A 20,994-nucleotide genomic window follows, 5' to 3' on the forward strand; every position below is an offset into this window, starting at 1 on the left:
AGCAAAATGAGAAAAATTAAAGTGGGTATAGTTGGATACGGCCTTTCAGGTGCTACATTTCACGCGCCTTTGCTAAGTGTTTTAGAGCAGTTTGAAATAGCGAAAGTAGTAAGCTCTAAAAAGGAAAAAGTGCAGCAGGATTTGAAGCACGTGGCAGTAGTAAGTAGCTTAGAAGAAGTTTTAGAAGATGTAGCGATTGATTTAGTAGTTATTACGACACCAAGCGGTTTGCATTATGAAATGGCTAAACAAAGTTTACTTGCTGGAAAACATGTTATCTTGGAAAAGCCGATGGTAGTAGAAACATGGGAGGCAGAGGAGCTCATACAGATTGCTGAGGAAAAGGAGCTTCTTTTAAGTATCTATCATAACAGAAGATGGGATAATGATTTTTTGACAATTAAAAAACTTATGAATGATGGTGTACTTGGAGAAATCAATACATATCAGGTCCATTATGATCGCTTCAGACCAGTGGTTAGAGATAGGTGGAGAGAAAAGCAGGGTCCAGGAGCTGGCATGCTATATGATTTGGGCTCACATCTAATTGATCAAGCCTTACATTTATTTGGTTGGCCACAATTCGTATGGGCAGATGTTTTTGCGCAAAGAGAGAATGCAGAAACGGATGATTATTTTCATGTTATTTTAGGGTACGAAAAGCTGCGAGTGATATTGCATTCAGGGTCAATCGTTCCGATTAATGGACCGCGGTTTCAGGTACATGGAAGTAAAGGAACTTTTATTAAATATGGGCTTGATGGACAAGAGGCTGCGCTAAGTGAGGGGAAAAAGCCTATAGATAACTCTTGGGGTGCAGATAATCCTCAATTCTATGGTCAGTTGGTTACGATTGATGGAGAAAAAGAGAAACATGAAACAATACAAACTTTACATGGATCTTATTTAACATATTATAAAGAAATTGCAGAAAGTATATTTGAGGGGAAAAAGGCTCCTGTCACATCGGAAGAGGGGCTATCCGTCATTAAGATCATTGATGCAGCGTTGGAAAGCAGTCAAGGGAAAAAAGCTATATATGTTAATTGAAATACTTTGTTGTCCCATTGAATTCTTTTTTCTCTTTTTGCATCAAAATGAAATCAGAAGATGAAAATAATAGGCAGCCTTGTTTTTCCAAAAGGAATAAACAGGTTGCTTTTTACTGCTGTCGATAAAGCAGGAACTTTAGGTTAGTGTTAGTTCCAAGGGTTTTAATTTCCTAGTGGTCCTTACATATCAAGATAAAGTTACATGAAGGGAAATCAATTTTGGGGAACATTTTTCAAAGTGTATTAAATTATGGAGGTATTTATGAATTCTTATATTCAAGAACTGGTTAATGTATATTCAAAACACACTGATGTGGAATATGCAGAATGGTCTAAAAAATATTTGAGGAACCAATTTGAATTTTTGGGGATTCGATCCCCTATTCGTCGAACATTAACTAAACAGTTTCTGAAGGAACACGGATTGCCAACGGAAAGTAATCGTAAAGATATCATTCTTATGCTTTGGGACCTCCCAGAAAGGGAATACCAAAAAGCAGCCCTTGATATTCTTGAAAAGGAAAAAAAGAACCTCTGCCCTGAGGATATGCCTTGGTTAGTCAATTTGATTGTAAGTAAGTCATGGTGGGATACAGTAGATGTACTTTCTCCTCATATCATGGGCTATATGTTTTCAACTTATCCTAAACTTATTCCTCAATACTCCGATTTGTGGATTGAAGATGAGAATATTTGGTTGCAAAGATCAGCGATATTATATCAACTACAATACAAAGGCGGAACGGATGAAGAACGTCTATTCCGTTACATAATAAGACGAGCAAATAGCGATGAATTCTTTGTTCAAAAGGCAATTGGTTGGGTGTTACGTGAATATGCAAAAACTAACCCCGAGAGCGTGAAATCATTTGTTTTAAATCATCAATTAAAACCTCTTAGCAAGAGAGAAGCGCTAAAACATCTAACTTAAAATGAAATATTTTTGAATAATAAAGAGAGACTTCAAAGGTGAGGAGCTTCCCTTATTTTCAATAATACATAAATTTAACAATACCCCGAATAGTTGCTACTATTCGGGGTATTGTTAAAAATATATACATTATCTTTTATCGTAGCTCTACGATAATGCCTTCGCATGAAGGGATTTCTTTTGCCAAGCCATTGTAATCATTAAAGTTAGGATCAAGAGTAAGAGTCCTAAAATGAAAGGATAGGTAATTTGAACATCATACATCATTCCGGCAAGAGTGGGTCCAAGCACATTTCCAATGCTCATATATGCATTATTCATACCCATCGCAAATCCCTGCTCATTCCCCGCCATCTTAGAAATCAGTGTGTTTAAGACTGGTCGAAGGATGGAGGTAGAAAGGAAGATGATGAGAGAGATTCCAAAGAAAATTAGGTAACTTGAAGCAAAAAGTGAAAGAAGGAATCCTATGGCTGCGACGCTAATAAAGATAATTAGCACACTTACCTCCCCAAAACGACGAACAATCCGGTCGACAACAAAGAGTTGAACGATTACGCTGACGATACCAGTAGCTGTAACCATTGTTGCGATGTCCTTAGGTGTTGAATTAAATTGATTGTCAAGATAAAGGCCGATAACAGATTCATATGCCATTAATCCAAAGCTCATCACAAGTGTAATGATAAGAGGAATGAAATAGGGCATTTTTACAGACAAGGCAATTTTGCGAACCATCGATTCGTTATTTGCCATGTCCATACCTTGTGAAGCTTGTTTCGTTTCGCTTTCCTTTAAAACAAAAATAGAAAATATTACTGCGACGAGTGATACTAGCGCAGAAATCAAAAATGGAAATTTTAAGCCAAAGTCAGCTAAAAATCCACCAATTCCTGGGCCAACAACGATCCCTAGGGACATGGCAGCAGACACTAAACTATTGCCTTTAGCCCGTTGATCGAAAGTGGTGATATCAGCAACATAAGCAAATATTGCTGGTACAAGCAAAGCAGCCCCGACCCCACCGACAACCCGAGAAGCATACAGTAGCCAAATGGAATTAACAGCATAAAAAATAAACATGGAAATAGTCAAACCAATTAATCCATATATAATCATTTTTCTACGACCAAATTGATCAGTCCATTTTCCGGCAATTGGCGAAAAGATAAGTTGTGCACCTGCGAAAATGGCAATCATTAGCCCAGCAGCAGTTCCACCTTGATTAATGGAAGCCAGGTATGCAGGTAAGATTGGAATAATAATACCGAAGCTTCCTATTGCAATAAACATATTGATCATAAGGATAATTATCTTTTTACGTTGTTCTGCTGACATAAACAGCCTCTCTTTCTCTTTTAAATATCAATAACCAATTTAATTCGTATGGTTAATTTTTTGACACGTTAATTATGTTATAGTTTTAGATAGATAGTTGTCAATAAGAAAGGATTGTCTAATATGTATTCGAGTGAATTATATAATTTACATAATGCGATTAAAGAGCTTAGTAGTCTCTCACAGGAATTAATTGAGCCGTTATTAGTTAAATACGATTTAACTTCCGTGCAATATCACGCATTACAATTAATTGTCTTAAAGGAATCCATAGCTGTTAAAAATGTTTCAAATCATTTGAAAATTAAGCCTGCAGCAGGGACAGCGTTAATTGACCGGCTTGAACGGAAGAATCTAATTGAAAGAGTTCACAGTGAGGATGATCGACGTGTCGTTTATATTAAATCCACCGTAAATGGTAGAGAAACCTATCATTCTATCAATAAGTGCTTCGCAAATATTTTTCAAGATTTTTATAGTGTATTAAATGAAGAAGAAACCCAACGACTTAAACAAATCGTGGGAAAACTAACCGAACATGTATCGTCACGTATAGAGAACAACCTATAGAAAAAAGTCAGAGGAAAGTTGAATGGTTTTTTAGTAGCCTCAACTGAACAATATTATGCAAGCTTAGTCAACTTGATGTCATCATCATCTTAAGCTTTGTACAAGAAAAACCACTATAAAAGCAGTGAATTTCGCAATAATCTCACTGCTTTAACTATTCTATGAGATGTCAGCGGATAATCGGCGATCAATCCATTGTTTACACCGAGTAGAAAAACAATTAAAACAAAAACCCTCTAGACTTTCTTCACCTCTCATCTGCTTCTAGTAACAACTGAAACTTCTCCTTGCAGACTCATAATCTGTTACCTCTAAGAATTTTTTTACTATTAAGCCTATTGTAGCAATAGAGAAAATAATCCCTTATAAATCGTTTTGTTAGTAAGCTTTCAAATAGAAAAGACTAGTATAAGATTCTCTTTAAATGCTTACTGATTTGAAGTGAGTGGCTAACTATTTATGGAAATAATTTTTTTGTTTTGTCGGGTGACATTTCTTAATTAGAACATTGACGAAACTAGTAGAGGTAAGTATACTGAATTTTACAAATATTCAGGCAAATAAATGTTAAAAAAAGGAGTTGTTTATGATGTTTTCCCCATTAACCCCAATGGACTGGAAGCGTAGGGCGGTGAAATATTATCCGAATAAAGTGGCTGTCATTGATGATGAGAAGGAGTTTACATATAAGGAATTTGGGCAGCGAGTAGATCAACTTTCTATGGCTTTAAATAAAGCGGGTATAGAAGAAGGTGACCATGTTGCAGTGATGTTGCCAAACACTCATTATATGTTGGAATGCTTCTATGGTATTTGTCAAATGGGTGCGGTAATGGTGCCTTTGAATTACCGTCTCTCAGCTGAGGACCTGGAGTATATTATCAGTCACAGTGATTCAAAAATGTTAGTCGTCGATGAAGAATTTATTGCTCCGATTGAGAAGATCGTTCATAAACTTGCCTTGGATAAAATCATTATGGTATCTGTTACAGGGCATAAAACATCTTTAAATGGTATAGATTATGAGAACTTTATTCAACAAGCTAAAGATTTTGATTTTGAAGCACAGCCAGAGGTTGTAATCGATGAAAATCAGCTTCTGACTTTAAATTATACGAGTGGAACGACTTCAAAACCAAAAGGGGTTATGTTAACTCATCGTGGAAATTACATTAACGCTGCAAATTTCATGTATCATCTTGGAGTAAAACATGATGATGTGTATCTTCATACCTTACCAATGTTTCACGCAAATGGGTGGGGGGGTGTTTGGGCGGTTACGGCTGCTGGTGGTACTCATGTATGTTTAAGAAAAGTTGATCCTCCTCTTATTCTGGACTTATTTGAAAATCAAAATATTACATTGTTATGTGGAGCACCTACTGTCGTCAATATGCTTGTGAATGATCCGAAAGCAAAAGAAACTAATATCAAGATGCGTCCACGTATGGCGACAGCTGGTGCTCCTCCAGCTGCGGCTCTTATTCATAAAGCACAAGATATTCTTGGTTTAAATATGATCCATGTGTATGGATTAACAGAAACTTCACCTTTCATTCTTTATAACGAGTGGAAGGATGAATTTGAATCTAAATCGCTTGACGAACAAGCAACAATTAAGGCAAGACAAGGAATAGAATTGGTTTTTAACGGGGAAACAAAAGTTGTTAATCAAGATGGAGAAGAAGTCGCTTGGGATGGGAAGGAATTAGGAGAAATCATTACCCGCGGCAATGTTGTGATGGATGGATATTATAAGGATCCGGAAAAGACTGCCGAAGCAATTAGAGGTGGATGGTTTTATACTGGGGATTTGGCAGTAACCTATCCTGATGGATATATTGAAATACAGGACAGGGCTAAGGATTTAATCATTTCCGGAGGAGAAAATATTTCTTCTACAGAGGTTGAAGGGGTGTTGTATAAACATCCAGATGTATTAGAAGTGGCTGTTATTGCCGTTCCAGATGAGAAATGGGGAGAAACTCCTAAGGCAATCATTGTGCTGCATTCCAATGCGAATGTGACTGAAGAAGAAGTTATTAATTACTGCCGGTCTCAAATGGCTCACTTTAAAGCACCTAGATTAGTAGAATTTGTGGAATCTTTACCAAAAACAGCAACTGGAAAACTGCAAAAATATCGTTTGAGAGAAATACATTGGAAAGGATCGAAGAAGGTAAATTAAAGGCTTTCTCACTTGTTTTTCAGATAAACGGTTATTATCAACTGTTTCTAAATACTAAGATTATTGTATGTAATATAGCGGTTCTAAAAGGATCTTCTAATTGAAGATCCTTTTTTAGTGCTTTTAAGACCTGTTAAGACACCCTAATCTAACATTTTAGAAACTTCATTCACATTCCATGAAATAAATAGAATTGGTACATTGAAATTTTTTTCTTGCGTTGGGGAAATTCAGTTTTTCATAAGGCAGGAATTGAAAAAACGTCAGCAAAGTAAATGGGTTAAGTTAAGGAGTCCAACAATGGCTTAAACCACAAATTTGTATTTAGCTCCATCAGTTTAAACAAATATGTGGTTTTCACTGTTTATGGGATTTAACTTCCTTCTGCATTAAAAAGCCCTGTCAAACCTTCGTTATTCTTTATACCTAATTATTATTAATAATGTCCACTTATAGCTAGGGACCTATGTTTAAGAGAAAAAATTTTTTTCAAGTATTATCAGGCAGCAACTTACGCATAATTAGAACTTGAAAATGCCTCCGAAAAAATATAAAACTAAACATTATAACGTTATATTGATTAATCCAGAAAAATGTGATAATCTATTTTTGTTAAGTGAAATAAATAACTACTTATAAGAGTTGTAAACGTATACAAAATCGCTATTTAACAATCTTTAGGGCGTACCGAAAAGGATGAGTGAAATGACAGGTAGGTTCGTACTACAAAATGTAAAAATGGTAGAGGGAAATGCTGCAGATATCATATTGGAAAATAGAAAAATTGTAGAAATTGTTCCGCCCGGAACTGGAATCGGCGAAAAAGTAATGGACTACAAACACAAAGTATTTGTTTCCAGCGGCTGGATTGATATGCATGTACATGCCTTTCCCGAATTCGATCCGTATGGAGACGATGTTGACGAGATTGGTTATAAAACAGGTGTAACAACGATTATAGATGCTGGCAGTACTGGAGCAGACCGCTTACCAGACTTGGTTAGTAGTTGTAAAAATTCCAAAACGAATGTATTCGCCTTCCTAAATATTTCACGAATCGGATTGAAGCGAATCGATGAGTTATCAGATATATCTTGGCTAAACGAAGAAAAATTAAAAAAGGCCATTGCCGAAAATAGAGACTTTATCATAGGTCTTAAAGCAAGAATTAGTAAAAGTGTGGTTGGTACAAATGGTGTTGAACCATTAAAAATTGCTAGAAAATTTTCTGAAGATACTGATTTACCTCTTATGGTCCATATCGGTTCAGGACCACCTGATATAAAAGAGGTCCTTGAATTACTTGAGGAAAAAGACATTATTACACATTACTTAAATGGGAAAGCTAATAATTTATTTGATGATAAAGGAAAGCCTCTACCTGAGTTCAGTCAGGCTATTGAACGGGGTGTTCATTTAGATGTTGGTCACGGAACTGCAAGTTTTTCTTTCCCAACAGCAGAAACTGCGAAAAAGTGTGGTATCCACTTCAATACAATTAGTACGGATATATACCGGAGAAATCGATTGAATGGCCCTGTTTTTAGTATGGCAAATGTTCTTTCTAAATTTTTGTATTTGGGATATCCGCTAAAAGAGGTAATTGATGCGGTTACTATTAATGCATCAGAGTGGTTAAAGAAACCAGAGCTGGGAAGGATTTCTGTGGGAGATATCGCGAACCTCACATTATTCTCAATTGAGAATGAATCGACCCCTTTACTGGATTCCGAGGGCGAAAAGCGAGTAGCAGAACAAAGAGTTGATGTAAAAGGAGTGGTTATAAATGGAGAATTCATTGAATGCTAAATATGGTTTGAAAAGAGTTATTAATGCAAGCGGAAGAATGAGCATATTAGGTGTTTCTGCCCCTACAGATACCGTAATGGATGCCATGAAAACTGGCGGTCAAAATTACGTTGAAATCTCAGATTTGGTTGATAAGGCAGGACAACATATTGCGCAATTGCTTCAATCTGAAGCAGCGGTTGTCGTAAACTCAGCATCAAGCGGAATTGCCCTTTCAGTAGCCGCTATTGTAACAGAAGGAAACAGAAGGAAAAGCGAAAGACTTCATCAAGAACCTATTCAAAAGAATGAAGTCATAATGCTGAAAGGCCATAACGTTCAATATGGGGCGCCGGTAGAAACCATGATTTACCTGGGTGGAGGAAAATTGGTTGAAGTAGGGTATGCAAATGAAGGGAAGGCAGAGCATATTGCGGATGCCATTAATGAAAATACAGCGGCCATTTTATTCGTAAAATCACATCATGCTGTTCAAAAAAATATGATTTCAGTTGAAGAAGCCTGGGAAGTGGCCAAAGCGAATAACGTACCACTAATCGTTGATGCTGCGGCGGAAGAGGATTTAGGAAAATATGTAAAGGTTTCGGATTTAGCCATTTATAGCGGATCTAAAGCGATTGAGGGTCCGACATCAGGTATCGTTGCTGGGAAGAAAAAATATATCGAATGGTTAAAGGTTCAATTACACTGTATTGGACGGAGTATGAAGGTCGGTAAGGAAACAACATTTGGATTGCTTCAGGCATTGGATGAGTATTTTATCAAAACAGACAATAGTGAAAAAGAAAAAGCTAGTTTACAAGTTCTCACATCACTTGAATCAATTGACGGTGTAAAAGTAGTGATTGTACAGGATGAAGCTGGACGAGCAATCTATAGAGCACGCATTCATATTAATCCTGTGATTACGGATACAACTGCGAAGGAAGTTAATGATAAGCTGAGAAATGGAGTTATTGCTATTTATACCCGTGATTACGGAGTTCGCCAGGGCTTTTTCGATATTGATCCACGACCATTGCAAGGTGATGATATATTCGTCATTGAAGCTCAATTAAAAGCCATCTTAGGAGGAAACAAAGAATGACTAACTTAAACAAACGTTTTCTAAATAATCGTGTAGCTTTAAATGTTCTCGCTAATAGTGTAGAAAATGCAGTAGAAGTTTTTGAAGCTGCCGAAGGGCATGTATTAGTTGGGGTACTTTCGAAAGATTATCCTACTGTAGAGGCTAGTGTTACAGCGATGAAGGAATACGGGGGTGCTATTGATGAAGCTGTTTCGATTGGATTAGGTGCTGGAGATAATAAGCAGGCAGCCGTCGTTGCTGAAATTGCTAAATACTACCCTGGTAGTCATATTAATCAAGTCTTCCCTGCCGTAGCTGCGACAAGGGCCAATTTAGGAGAGAAAGATAGTTGGATAAATTCCCTGGTTTCCCCAACAGGTAAAGTAGGCTACGTTAATATCTCTACCGGCCCTGTAAGTGCTGAAGCTAGTGATCTTGCGATTGTACCTATCAAAGCTGCGATTGCCTTAGTCCGTGATATGGGAGGAAATGCATTGAAATACTTCCCGATGAAAGGGCTAAAGCATGAAGAAGAGTATCGTGCGGTTGCAAAAGCTTGTGGTGAAGAAGGGTTTGCTTTAGAACCAACTGGTGGTATTGATTTAAATAATTTTGAGACTATATTAGAAATCGCATTAGAAGCAAAAGTGCCTAAAGTTATTCCTCATATCTATTCTTCTATTATTAATAAAGAGACTGGAAAAACAAATGAGGAGGATGTACGGAAATTATTAGCCATAACAAAAAAATTGGTTGATAGACATGCGTAAACAGATTGTAGCTTTCGGAGAAGTAATGATGCGTTTGCAGGTGCCAGGATATGAATTACTGACACAGGCTAACACCTTACAATACTCTTTTTCAGGCACAGGAGTTAACGTTGCTTCTGCGATGACAAAGCTTGGGCATGATGGATACGTTGTTACAAAACTACCTGATAATCCTCTAGGAGATGCAGCGATTTCTTCCTTGCAACGCTTAGGAATTAGCCGGAATTTCATTACTAGAGGCGGCAAATACTTGGGAATGTACTTTTTGGAAAATGGCTTTGGACAACGAACGAGCCGTGTCACTTACTCCAATCGTCTGGAAAGCAGCTTTAATACAGCGTCATTGTCTGATTATGATATTGAAGTGATTGCAGAAAATACAGATATCATCCACTTTTGTGGGATTACCCTTGCAATGGCGGATAATGTGCGTGAAAGTATGAAAGTGCTTGCTAAAAAAGTAAAAGAAAAAGGCGGAATAGTTTGTTTCGATTGTAATTACCGCCCCTCCTTATGGGAGGGTGGTTACAATAAAGCAAAATCTCATTATGAAGAAATGCTTGCGTTGTCTGATATTGTCATGATGAATGAAAAAGATGCCATTTATGTTTTAGGGATGGAGGCAGTGAGTACCTTAAGAGAAGAACAGCTTAGAGAGCTAATTCCTAAAGTTGCTAAAACCTTCAATATTCACTCGATAGCTGGCACTCATCGTTCGATTAATAGTGACAATACCCATTCTTTACGCGGGTACATGTATAAAGATCAAACGTTTTACTTTTCTGAAAACAACTCTTTTTCTGTATATGATAGAATTGGTGCAGGTGATGCTTATACCAGCGGGATCTTACATGGCCAATTGGCAGGCTTTTCACCTGAGAAAACTGTCCGGTTTGCAGCAGCAGCAGGAATGTTGGCATGCACGATTGTCGGGGATACCCCAATGTCAACGGAAAATGAGATACTGTCAGCTATGGCAGGGGAAATGGAAGATATAAAGAGATAAGGGTAGGAGATAAGGAATGAATGTGAATAGAAAAAAAGGACCATTGTATTTACAAATAAAAGAAATATTGAAGGATCGTATTTTACATGGTGTTTATGCTATCAACACAAACATTCCCTCCGAGCCTCAATTAGAAGAAGAATTTAATGTGAGTAAAATTACTATACGCAACGCAATTAAAGAACTTGTTCAAGAAGGCTATGTTGAAAAGAAAAGCGGTAAAGGAACAAAGGTAATCGCGAATGCTTCGATTGTGAGGCTTTCCAAAGGAAAACGCTTCACAGAGTTATTAGTTGAGGAAGGTCACTACATTATAAAAAAAGTGCTAAGCGTAAGAAAGATTGAATTATCTTCAGAGTCAGACCTCTATCCTTTATTTGGAGAAAATTGCATTCAGATTGAGCGAATATACTTATTGGACAATGAACCATATATTTACTTTACACATTATATTTTATTGGACATAAACGAAGAAGATTTAAAAGAAATTCAGATAAATTCATTGTATGGTTTTTTGGAAGATCAAAACATTAAACTTGAAACATTTAGAGACGAGTTTGCCGTTGCTATTCCTCCTAATCACATTTGTGAAACACTGAAAATGGAAAAAGACAGAGCAGTACTAAAGAGGATCCGGATTTCTAGCGATGGAGAAGGTAATGTAATGGAATATAGTGAAGGGTATTACAATACGGCTAAACAGAACTATATTGTGACCTATAACGAGCCGATACAATAATTCTGTTTATTGTATTGGTTTGATTGTAAGCGATTTCTTAGGGATGGGGAGAATATATGGATCTATATTTATTAGGAATCACGCTGATAGCAATCGTAATTGTTATTTTGGGAGTATCATGGTGGAAATGGCATGCATTCATAAGCTTAACTGTAGCCAGTTTATTTTTAGCAGTTTTTTCAGGGTTGCCTATGGACAAGATTGTAGGTGCTTACGAAACGGGTGTCGGTGCTGTCCTCGGTCATCTTATTGGTATCTTGGCATTGGGTACCATCTTAGGAAAGATGATGTCGGACTCAGGAGCTGGTATGCAGGTAGCAGACTTCTTCATTAATAAATTCGGTGTGAAGAATCTCCCATGGGCTATGCTTCTCTCTGGGTTCATTATCGGTATTCCGGTATTTTTTGAAGTTGGTTTAGTAATATTGCTACCTTTAGTCATTTCCATTCGTAAATCAACCAAAGTGAACATCTTATTAATTGGTATTCCAGTATTAGCTGGTTTATCGATTGTCCATGGTTTGGTACCCCCGCATCCGGGAGCCATGACGGCTATAGGCATTTATAATGCAAACATGGGACACGTATTACTTTACTCATTAATCATCGCATTCCCAACAGCTATAATTGCTGGTCCTTTATTCGCAAAATGGATTCATAAACGGGTTATTCCTGTGGGAGAACCGGAATTAATCCGAGTAGAAACAAAGTCAAGTGGTTTACCTGGGACTGGAGTTTCGTTCTTTATCATCCTTTTACCTGTATTATTAATGGTATTAACAGTAGTGGCACCTTATTTACCACTACCGGGTTACTTTGAAAAATTCTTATTGTTTATCGGGAGCCCGGTCATAGCCTTACTAATTTCTTGTTTTGCAGCTTACTATTTCTTAGGATACCGACAAGGGATGGACAAATCGTTAATTAAAAAACTAACAGAAGAATGTTTATTGCCATTAGCCTCCATAATACTTATTATCGGTGCGGGTGGCGGATTCAAACAAATTTTAATTGATAGTGGAGTAGGGACTGCAATTGCTTCCATGTCTGAAGTAATATCATTATCACCAATTGTCTTAGCGTTCTTGGTGGCGGGATTAATTCGGATTGCCACTGGATCTGCAACAGTCGCTTTGACAACTGCAGCCGGAATTGTTTCTCCAGTTGTTGCCAATATGACGGGTGTTAACTTAGAATTACTTGTTATTGCCACAGGGGCTGGATCACTTATGTTTTCTCATGTTAATGACGCAGGTTTCTGGTTAGTAAAAGAATATCTTGGATTAACCGTAAAAGAAACGTTCAAAACATGGACAGTTATGGAAACCATACTTTCTTTTGTAGCATTTGGTCTGGTTTTAATATTAGATATATTTATTTAAAGCCTATTAAAACTTAACCTCTAACCTCCGTGAAACGTCTAGTTCAAGGACATATCACGGAGGTTTTTTGATGAAAGTTTCGGATCTTGTATTGCTACTTTGCGAATTCGATTCATCCATGTTATAAGTTAAGGGCATTATAAATAACTGAAAACGTTACTCGACTGGAAGTCTTAGCATTAGAAGTGGAAGTAACCTTTAGTTCAATTATTGATTTAGTGGAAAGGTTCATACAGAGTTAGTTTGTTTTGCCCCTCGAAAGTATAAATCCTGACAGAGACTTCTATATTGCAAAATTGACAACTTACCGCTCACATATTCTTGCTGAATATAATCTAATAATTCATTTGCATGGCTAGGCTTTTGACGTTTTTCCTGAATATAATGGAGTATTAAAACTTCAATTGTCACACACTCACCTTACATTTCTTGATTAGTATTTTTTCATTAACAATATAACATGGGTAATTAAGGAATTGTCATTTTTTGAATATTTTAACTATCGACATTTTTATACAAAAATATTCCCCATAAAATTATGGATTAAGAAGATATAGAGTTACTCTAAGTAGGGGTAAGCAGTCTTTATTAAAAGATGATGATTTCGATTACTTTTTTCTTTTTCGAGGTGAAGTAGAGAAAGCAAACGGCTTATATTAACGAGTTTTTTTTCCTTTTCTTGGGCCATATTAACATCATCCAACTGCAGCCTGGCAAGCGGTTTAGATGCAATGTCGGTTCAAACTCTGGGATTGTACTTTGAAGAGAAGTGCAAAAATTTGATTTGCTTTTCTAAAGCGTACTATCAACCTAACAATGAAAGCTGCCAAGGTACAAGAGTATGAAAACTCAAAGTACTAGGGCAGCTTCATGAAATAACAGAATAGGGATATTGGCAATTGCACATATTCCTGCTCAAGATAATAATATCCTTGATATATCAGGGTTTAGAAAATCTATGAAAGAGGTCGGAGACTAGGAGCCTCCGACCTCTTTTTATAATTGAATTTTTTGTGCAGACAAGGGTGTTAAATGAAGTTCAGCTGCTTCCTTCTTGATTGAGAATATATAAGCACCTAAACCTAAAATAGCTGCAAAAATCAGCATCGCAATTGATGTACTGAAGTCCCCGCCTGATAAGTCACGAAGCCAACCCATGATATAGCTTGAAAAGCCACCCATAATATTTGTAAATCCTATCAGACCAGCTGCCCGGCCTGCTGTTTCGGGTGTTGAGTATTTTACCATGAGCATATTACTTAGATGGAACACACCGCCTTGGCATCCCATTGCCAGTCCCATACAAATCCCCGCTATAATTGGATTTGGGATGAAAACTGCTACTGTCAAAAAGACAGCAGTCATTGAAAATAAAATCGAGGCCATCAAACTTGGACGCCTCGTCTTGTCGGCCAGAAAACCGCAGGCTAGGACAAATCCTAAAGCAAATAACCAGGAGAGGGAAGTAATGCTTGACATCCCTTCTTTTTCGAATCCTTTAGCTTCGATAAGATAGGTAGGGAGCCAAATACTAATTCCAAAGAAAAGAAAAGAACATACAAGCATGCCAAACCAGACAATCCAGAAACGATAATCCTGAGTGAAACTCTTATTCACAGAGGAGTTTCCTTCCTTTTCTTCATCATCGGATTGACGGATGAAAGCCAGTTCTTCTTTACTAATTCGCGGGTGCTCTTCTGGTGTATTTCTTGTCATAAATATAAACATCGGGATATTAATAAATAAGTTGAAGGACGCAAGCATAAAGAAAGCAGCTTGCCAGTGGAGAGAGGAAATAACAAGCACCAATACAATGGCTCCAATCGCCGGTCCTAAATAGTTTCCAGTAAGCCATGATGCCTGTGCACGTCCTAATTCGCGTTTGTTAAACCAGCTAGAAATGAATTTACCTGATACAGGAATCATCATCCCTTCGCCAAAACCAAGAATAACGCGGCTTACTAAAAACATTTCATATGAATTAGCGAGGCCTGACACAATCATGGTAAGTGTCCATACGAATAAACCGGCGATGGCTGTTTTTCGGGCACCTAATTTGTCAATGATGAAGCCCCAAAAAAGATTTGAAACTCCATAAGCAATGGTGAATACAAAAGAAAGAAGACCGATCTTTGCATTTTTGTCATCGCCTGTCATACCGAGTGCATTCAAGAATTCTGGATCTGTTTGAATGATGGAAATGCCAACCTTATCAATTTGTCCGAAAAACCAAAAGAAAAAAATTGGAACGGCAATATATAACCATCTTTTTTGCCCATTTAACATAATACCATCTCCTTGTCGATTTTTAAGCATGCTTAAAACACTTACCATCGAGTATAAGTGAATTACGGTTGCCCTAATCAAAGTAATTTTGTATATGTACTAGTTTTGATTTTCTCGTTAATGAGCTGTATCCCGCCTTTCTTCACAATACTGACCGATAAATATGCACTGGTGATGTTTTGCTAGGAAAACAAAGTTTTACTTTCTTAACGATAAAATAAATAGAATTGATTGTCAATTTAATATTTTAATAATTTTATATTTTTTGAATAAATAAACTTTTGTGATTTTAACATTTTTATAAAGATGTTTTTTATTTAAAAAGTAAAAAGTCACGTGATTTGTAAACGGTTTATTTCCATGGGCACAATAAGTCTTTCTAATTTGTACTTGAAAGGATTGCAATTCTTGGACCGTGAGAATATAGGTAAGAAAACATCTATTGATGTAGGGGAAGAGTGCTTTCTTAGTCAACATGCAGAGGGAAACTTTCTGTTAAGGAAGAAAGTTGAAATCTTAAAAAGACCATAACAATTTAAGGGAAATCACTGAGAAAGATTTTAAGGGATTTATCGAGGTACATAAGAATTAACATCCTGAATGGAAGAAGTTACTTGCCCTGATATTAATACTGCCAAACAAAAAAACTAGTATTGTCCATTTCTTTGGGTGATACAACAGAGACTAATTAGAAATGTGTATATGACTTTTTTGCGTCCAAAAAGGTTACTCAAACTTAAATCGAAAGATTCTGATTTATTCATATTGAATTTAAATTAAGAAAAATCTATAATTTATATATTAATAATGTTTTGTATATGAAATATTTATTACTTTTACCTTCAGTGTATTAAATTTATATTTTTAGTAAAGTTTGTGTAGTTAACTGTAACTTTGGGAATAAGAAGTTCTTCCCTCATTTACGACAATAAAACTGGACCCCCCAATTAGTTTTATATACGGAAATATGTTTTAATTAAAAATATACATTAAAATCTATTTATTAGTGAAAGTGAAAAGATTGTGAGGTTAAAAAGGATGCCAATTTGTCAATTAGAAGAATACTCGATTCATTATCGGGAATCTGGTGAAGGAAAAGCGCTTGTTATTCTACATGGATTGGGAAATAATTCTCAATCTTGGGGACATCAACTCAGTCAGATGAAGGAAGAATTTAGAGTAATTGCTTGGGACGCACCTGGGTATGGTGAAAGTTCCGATCCAAAAGAAGAATTTCAAGAATTTTCCCAGTTTGCAGATGTATTGAAAGAATTCCTGGAGAGTCTGAGGCTGCACTCAGTTTACCTACTCGGGCATTCAATGGGATCGGCAATTGCAATCGATTTTACGAACCGTTTTCCAGAAATGGTAGAGGCGCTGATTATATCAGATGCGACACGTGGAGCAGCCGGAGTAAGTCCGGAAGAAAATAAAAGAAAGCTTCAGAGTAGATTACACTCTATCGATACGTTAAAGCCTAGTGAACTTGCGAAAAAAAGGGTGAAAGCGTTAGTGTCGCCAAATGCACCAGTTGAGGTAGTGAAAGAAGCAGAACGAATTATGTCGCAAGTGCGACCGCCTGGATACCGGTCTGTTTCCTACTCTTTATCAAATTTAAACCAAATGGAGATACTTTCTTCTATATCTATTCCGACACTTGTTATGTGTGGAGAGCTGGATCAGGTCACACCGGTAAGTGAATCAAAGATTTTTCATGAATTGATTCCGAAATCAGAGTTTGCCATCGTTCCGAATACAGGTCATTTATGCTATCAAGAAGATCCTGGAGTGTTCAATAAATATGTCACTGAGTTTTTACAGAAACAACCGGTAGGTCAGAAATAAATGCTTACAAAAACAAAAAAGGAAATAAATAAAACAAGAAAATTTTCTAGGAAAACTGCAGAGAACGGTGGACATTTTACTGCATGTCCTTTTCTAAGTTTCAGGTGATCTGTGATAAAGCTATGTTGAAGTCGGGAATTACATTTTTCTACTTTTTCTTAATCGATGAATGGTTGCATGAAGATAGATTTCTAAATTGTCTCTATCTTTTTTTATTTCAGTGTAGAAAAGATTAAAATAGTTGAAGGTATCTCCTCTGCATAGTTTTTTGCGACGCCGAAATGTAATGAATTTACAACGGGAGGAATACTTGAATGGCAAGCGAAGAGAAAGAGAAGTATAGTGCCAATTCATTAGTAAGAGGATTGGAAATCATTAAGCTTTTTAATGAATCACAGCCGAGTTTATCGCTTTCAGAAATAGCGAAACAACTGGGAGTAAGCAGAACGGTGCCATATCGTTTATTATTTACACTACAAAATATTGGGTACCTGTCTCAGGATGAACATACAAAACGTTATAATTTAACGCCAAAAGTGCTTGAATTGGGTTTTAGTTATTTAAACAGCTTGAAATTCCAGGAAATTGTCCAACCTTATATGGAGACGCTGCGTGATGAAATCGGAGCATCTTGTCATTTGTCCATCTTGGATGGTCAGGAAGTGGTATATGTAGGTAGTGCCCCAATCAGAGGTGTATCAGCTGTCAATGTGAACATTGGTTTGCGACTACCAGCACACGCATTAGCCAATGGGAAATTACTGCTGGCCTATCAGCCAAAAGAAATGTTAATGCAAATGTTCCAAATCACTAACCTCACTCCTTATACAGACAAAACCCTTACAGCGCCGGGGGAATTCCAGAAGCAGTTGGAAACTATTCGGCAAAAAGGATATTCGATGACAAGCGGGGAGTTTCACCCTGGTATCCGTTCTGTAGCAGCGCCGATATTTGACCGGACTGGAAAAGTATTGGCTGCTTTGAATGTGGTGGCAACAGAATCTGCTTATCAGGAAGATTTTATCGATAAAATTGCCTTGCCGAAATTACTGGAAGTTTCTCAACAGCTATCCTCTCATATGGGATACAGTGGAGGAAATATGTTTCATCATAAGGACGTCTAAAAAGCTGGATTTTTAATCTGAAAAATGAATAACCTTTTTCAAAAGTGTGGGTACCCAGTCTTTATGGGTATCCGCACTTTTTTGTCGTTTTAAAAAAATTTATGAATGTTATAGTTCCAGCCCCCTGTTGAATAAGGCGCTTGAACATATGTTCATAAAAAGGGTTGTTTTGATTATAAATAAAGTTTCAAATATTCTAAAAACTTATCTTGACAATGAAGGGCTTTCATTTTAGAATTAATTCATAGATAAAACAATGTTTTGCTTATGAAACAATATGAGATTTAGAAACAACAAATAAGGGAGGATTTTTAAAATGACAAATGAAACTTTTTCGGTGAAAGAATTTGAAAAAAAATATGTTGCACGCTTGGAAGACCGTACACTCGATTGGAACGTCTTAAAGTTCCAAGAGGAAATTGATCCAGCTTATAGACGTGCTCAAATGAGATATATTGGACGAGGTGCCACAGCGAATAATGATACAAATGTAATTGCAGGGGAACATTTTACACTAAGTACAATGGTGCTTCCTCCGGGATGTGTCGGGCCGTTACATCTCCACGATGATGTAGAAGAAGTATTTTTCATTCTTGAGGGAGAAGTTACAGCGTTGATTCAAGAAGACAGCTACAGCGAAGTACATGAGATTAAATTGAGTGCAAGAGACTGCATAAGCAACCCTCCGGGAGTGTATCGGGGAATTAGAAATGATGGGAAAGAAGAGGCGCGCATGCTTGTTATGCTTGGAGCGGTGAAGCCTAATTTGCCAACATATCCAGAAGGTAGCGAGCTTGAAGAATTACGAAAACAACGGTCCAAGGAAAGAGAAGCCATCATTAAAGACTGATCAATTAAAAGAAGAGGGGCACCTACATTATGAAAAATAATGAGGCGCCCCTTTCGATTAGATTGTTAAAGGTGAGCAAGACAATCTATCAAAAAAGCAATCTATTTAATGGGAGGCATAAAAAGATGCTTGGAATTACTCATTTACGGCATATTAGTTTGATCACTCCGAACTTTGAAGAACAGGCAAAGTTTTATGAGAAGGTTTGGGGCTTGGATAGAGTGGATGTTCCAGAAGAAGAGAATACAGTATATTTTCGCGGGGCTGGCCCAGAACATCATATTTTAAGCCTTTACAAAGGAGAAAAGCGTGGTTTGCACCACATCTCATTTGGAATGGTCGATAAAAACGCAGTGGATCGTGCAGCTGAAATATTACAATCAAAAGGCGTGCGTATTATCGAACAACCCGGGTATTTGGATGAAGCTGGTGCTGGTTATGGACTTCGATTTATTGATCCTGAAAACCGTGTTATTGAGCTTTCAGCATGGGTGGAAGTTCAAACGTCAATTTGGAACAAGAAAAATGTAGATCCTGTGAAATTGAATCATGTCGTCATGAATACAAAAAACTTAGATATGATTGTAGAGTTTTATACAAATGTACTTGGTTTTAAAGTTACTGATTGGAGCGAGCACCAAATGTCTTTCTTAAGGTGCAACCGGAAACACCACTCCATAGCATTCAACCAAGATGAACATGCTTCAGTCAATCATATTGCTTATGAGGTTGATTCTGTCGATGAACTAATGCGTGGTATAAGTAACGTTCGAAAAGCAGGACTGTCAGAACTTTGGGGACCTGGACGTCATGGGCCGGGAGACAATATTTTCTGTTATTTCCAGGATCTAGGCGGTTTTGTTATGGAGTATACATGCTATCTCGAAACGATTGAAGATGAATCTGAGTGGAGAGCACGTGTTTGGAAACGAGTACCTCACTTAATGGATCAATGGGGTATTGCAGGACCCCCGAAGCCTGAAGCCCGTAAAGCAATGGGGGGGGAACCGGATCTAGGCTGGGTAGATTCTAAAGTTGATGTTTCGTTAATTGGAGAGAAATGAGGTCAAAGATGAGTGGAAAAAGATATAATTCGCGGAATTCTTTACCTCCCATTGTCATCGGGCAGGACGTTATAGATTCACTTGAGATGTAACATCTTGTTCTTTTTTAGCCCTATATCGTGTAAGAAAAACCTGTTATAAAAGGAGTGACGAGATGGATTTAGGCTTGAAAGGGAAAGTTGCTGTTATTATGGGAGGCACGTCTGGTGTTGGATTAAAAACAGCAGAAATGTTTCTAGGTGAAGGTGCAAAAGTAGCTATCTGCGGAAGAAGCAAAGATCGTATGGAAAATGCCCAAAGTCACTTGCTGTCATTTGGGGACAAAGAAAATATTTTGGCATCAACTTGTGATGTTACTTCTAAATCGGATGTGGATTCATTTATTAATGGTACTGCAGAAAAGTTTGGCGGGATCGATATATTGGTGAATGCAGCTGGACAAAGCGTGATGGGTTACTTTTTTGATATTACAGATGAACAGTGGCATGAACAAATTCAATTAAAGTTTTTTGCTATCATATATGCCGTTCGTGCTGCGCATCCACATCTAGTTAAACGGGGTGGCGGGCGGATTATCAATATTAATGCAACGCTTGCAAAAGAACCTGAGCGTCACATGGTAGCGACGGCAGCAGCACGGGCGGGTCTTTTAAATTTAAGCAAAACGCTATCTCAGGAACTAGCCTTTGACAATATTTTGGTGAACTCAGTTAGCCTCGGATTGATACGGACTGATCAATGGGAGCGCAGAAGATTGAAAAATGCACCTGATATGGATCCGGAAGAATATTATGGAGATCTTGCGAAAAAACGGAATATTCCACTTGGCCGTGTAGGTGAGGCGGAAGAAGTCGCTAGTGTTATTGTATTTCTTGCTTCAGATAAAGCTAGTTATGTAGCTGGATCGACGATTGAAACTGCAGGAGCAATCGGTAAAGCGCTTTAATAATATTACTTAAAAAAGGTAGGAT

At 37.3% G+C, this 20,994-nt stretch carries 18 protein-coding genes; 15 read left to right on the forward strand and 3 right to left on the reverse strand.

The genetic code is table 11. The features are described 5' to 3' along the window. Nucleotides 1-6 precede the first annotated feature (6 nt). Both RE409_RS12620 and RE409_RS12625 read left to right on the forward strand, forming a co-directional pair. Nucleotides 7-1,050: an oxidoreductase gene (locus tag RE409_RS12620; RefSeq protein ID WP_309559069.1), complete on the forward strand. Its 1,044-nt coding sequence runs from the start codon at nt 7-9 to the stop codon at nt 1,048-1,050. Between the two features lie 264 nt (nt 1,051-1,314). Further along, a complete protein-coding gene (locus RE409_RS12625; protein WP_201180734.1) occupies nt 1,315-1,983 on the forward strand; it encodes a DNA alkylation repair protein in 669 nt (222 codons plus the stop codon). Between the two features lie 147 nt (nt 1,984-2,130). Here RE409_RS12625 and RE409_RS12630 read toward each other — a convergent pair whose 3' ends face one another. After that, nucleotides 2,131-3,327, reverse strand: coding sequence for an MFS transporter (locus tag RE409_RS12630; protein WP_342366366.1), 1,197 nt, complete (start codon nt 3,325-3,327; stop codon nt 2,131-2,133). A gap of 117 nt (nt 3,328-3,444) precedes the next feature. Between RE409_RS12630 and RE409_RS12635 the strand changes: the two genes are divergently transcribed. From RE409_RS12635 to RE409_RS12670, 8 genes are all read left to right on the forward strand, one after another. Further along, on the forward strand, nt 3,445-3,891 hold the full coding sequence (locus RE409_RS12635) for a MarR family winged helix-turn-helix transcriptional regulator (protein WP_201249520.1): 447 nt from the start codon (nt 3,445-3,447) through the stop codon (nt 3,889-3,891). 589 nt (nt 3,892-4,480) lie between these two features. Next, nucleotides 4,481-6,079 carry a long-chain-fatty-acid--CoA ligase gene (locus RE409_RS12640; protein ID WP_309559070.1) on the forward strand — a complete coding sequence of 533 codons (1,599 nt, stop codon included), beginning with the start codon at nt 4,481-4,483 and terminating at the stop codon, nt 6,077-6,079. Nucleotides 6,080-6,784: 705 nt separating this feature from the next. Continuing rightward, entirely contained in the window at nt 6,785-7,888 is a 1,104-nt protein-coding gene (locus RE409_RS12645; protein ID WP_201224674.1) for an amidohydrolase/deacetylase family metallohydrolase, read from the forward strand. Then, nucleotides 7,866-8,975: a DgaE family pyridoxal phosphate-dependent ammonia lyase gene (locus tag RE409_RS12650; protein WP_201249518.1), complete on the forward strand. Its 1,110-nt coding sequence runs from the start codon at nt 7,866-7,868 to the stop codon at nt 8,973-8,975. Before RE409_RS12645 ends, RE409_RS12650 begins: the two co-directional genes overlap by 23 nt. After that, on the forward strand, nt 8,972-9,727 hold the full coding sequence (locus tag RE409_RS12655) for a 2-dehydro-3-deoxy-phosphogluconate aldolase (RefSeq protein ID WP_309559071.1): 756 nt from the start codon (nt 8,972-8,974) through the stop codon (nt 9,725-9,727). The genes RE409_RS12650 and RE409_RS12655 overlap by 4 nt, the downstream gene beginning before the upstream one ends. Beyond that, the gene (locus tag RE409_RS12660) at nt 9,720-10,733 is read left to right on the forward strand and encodes a sugar kinase (protein ID WP_309559072.1); all 1,014 of its coding nucleotides are present in this window, start codon (nt 9,720-9,722) and stop codon (nt 10,731-10,733) included. The genes RE409_RS12655 and RE409_RS12660 overlap by 8 nt, the downstream gene beginning before the upstream one ends. A 16-nt stretch (nt 10,734-10,749) precedes the next feature. Beyond that, nucleotides 10,750-11,472 carry a GntR family transcriptional regulator gene (locus RE409_RS12665; protein ID WP_201180726.1) on the forward strand — a complete coding sequence of 241 codons (723 nt, stop codon included), beginning with the start codon at nt 10,750-10,752 and terminating at the stop codon, nt 11,470-11,472. A 56-nt stretch (nt 11,473-11,528) separates the two neighbouring features. Further along, a complete protein-coding gene (locus tag RE409_RS12670; protein WP_201180725.1) occupies nt 11,529-12,854 on the forward strand; it encodes a GntT/GntP/DsdX family permease in 1,326 nt (441 codons plus the stop codon). A 228-nt stretch (nt 12,855-13,082) separates the two neighbouring features. Here the strand turns inward: RE409_RS12670 and yppF are convergent, their stop codons facing one another. Then, on the reverse strand, nt 13,083-13,265 hold the full coding sequence (yppF, locus tag RE409_RS12675; protein ID WP_201180724.1) for a YppF family protein: 183 nt from the start codon (nt 13,263-13,265) through the stop codon (nt 13,083-13,085). A 585-nt stretch (nt 13,266-13,850) separates the two neighbouring features. Then, nucleotides 13,851-15,140: an MFS transporter gene (locus RE409_RS12680; RefSeq protein WP_201224672.1), complete on the reverse strand. Its 1,290-nt coding sequence runs from the start codon at nt 15,138-15,140 to the stop codon at nt 13,851-13,853. A 1,038-nt stretch (nt 15,141-16,178) separates the two neighbouring features. Here RE409_RS12680 and RE409_RS12685 point away from each other — a divergent pair. The 5 genes from RE409_RS12685 to RE409_RS12705 all read left to right on the forward strand — a co-directional run bounded on the left by RE409_RS12685 (nt 16,179) and on the right by RE409_RS12705 (nt 20,969). Continuing rightward, on the forward strand, nt 16,179-16,985 hold the full coding sequence (locus tag RE409_RS12685) for an alpha/beta fold hydrolase (protein WP_201224670.1): 807 nt from the start codon (nt 16,179-16,181) through the stop codon (nt 16,983-16,985). 314 nt (nt 16,986-17,299) lie between these two features. Beyond that, a complete protein-coding gene (locus tag RE409_RS12690) occupies nt 17,300-18,109 on the forward strand; it encodes an IclR family transcriptional regulator (protein WP_201180712.1) in 810 nt (269 codons plus the stop codon). A gap of 316 nt (nt 18,110-18,425) precedes the next feature. Then, nucleotides 18,426-18,959: a cupin domain-containing protein gene (locus RE409_RS12695; protein WP_309559073.1), complete on the forward strand. Its 534-nt coding sequence runs from the start codon at nt 18,426-18,428 to the stop codon at nt 18,957-18,959. A 125-nt stretch (nt 18,960-19,084) separates the two neighbouring features. After that, on the forward strand, nt 19,085-20,023 hold the full coding sequence (locus tag RE409_RS12700) for a VOC family protein (RefSeq protein WP_309559074.1): 939 nt from the start codon (nt 19,085-19,087) through the stop codon (nt 20,021-20,023). A 154-nt stretch (nt 20,024-20,177) separates the two neighbouring features. Beyond that, nucleotides 20,178-20,969, forward strand: coding sequence for an SDR family oxidoreductase (locus RE409_RS12705; protein WP_201180710.1), 792 nt, complete (start codon nt 20,178-20,180; stop codon nt 20,967-20,969). Nucleotides 20,970-20,994 lie beyond the last annotated feature (25 nt).

The organism is Peribacillus sp. R9-11 (assembly GCF_031345095.1).
In the GTDB taxonomy this organism is placed as follows: Bacteria; Bacillota; Bacilli; order Bacillales; family DSM-1321; genus Peribacillus; species Peribacillus butanolivorans.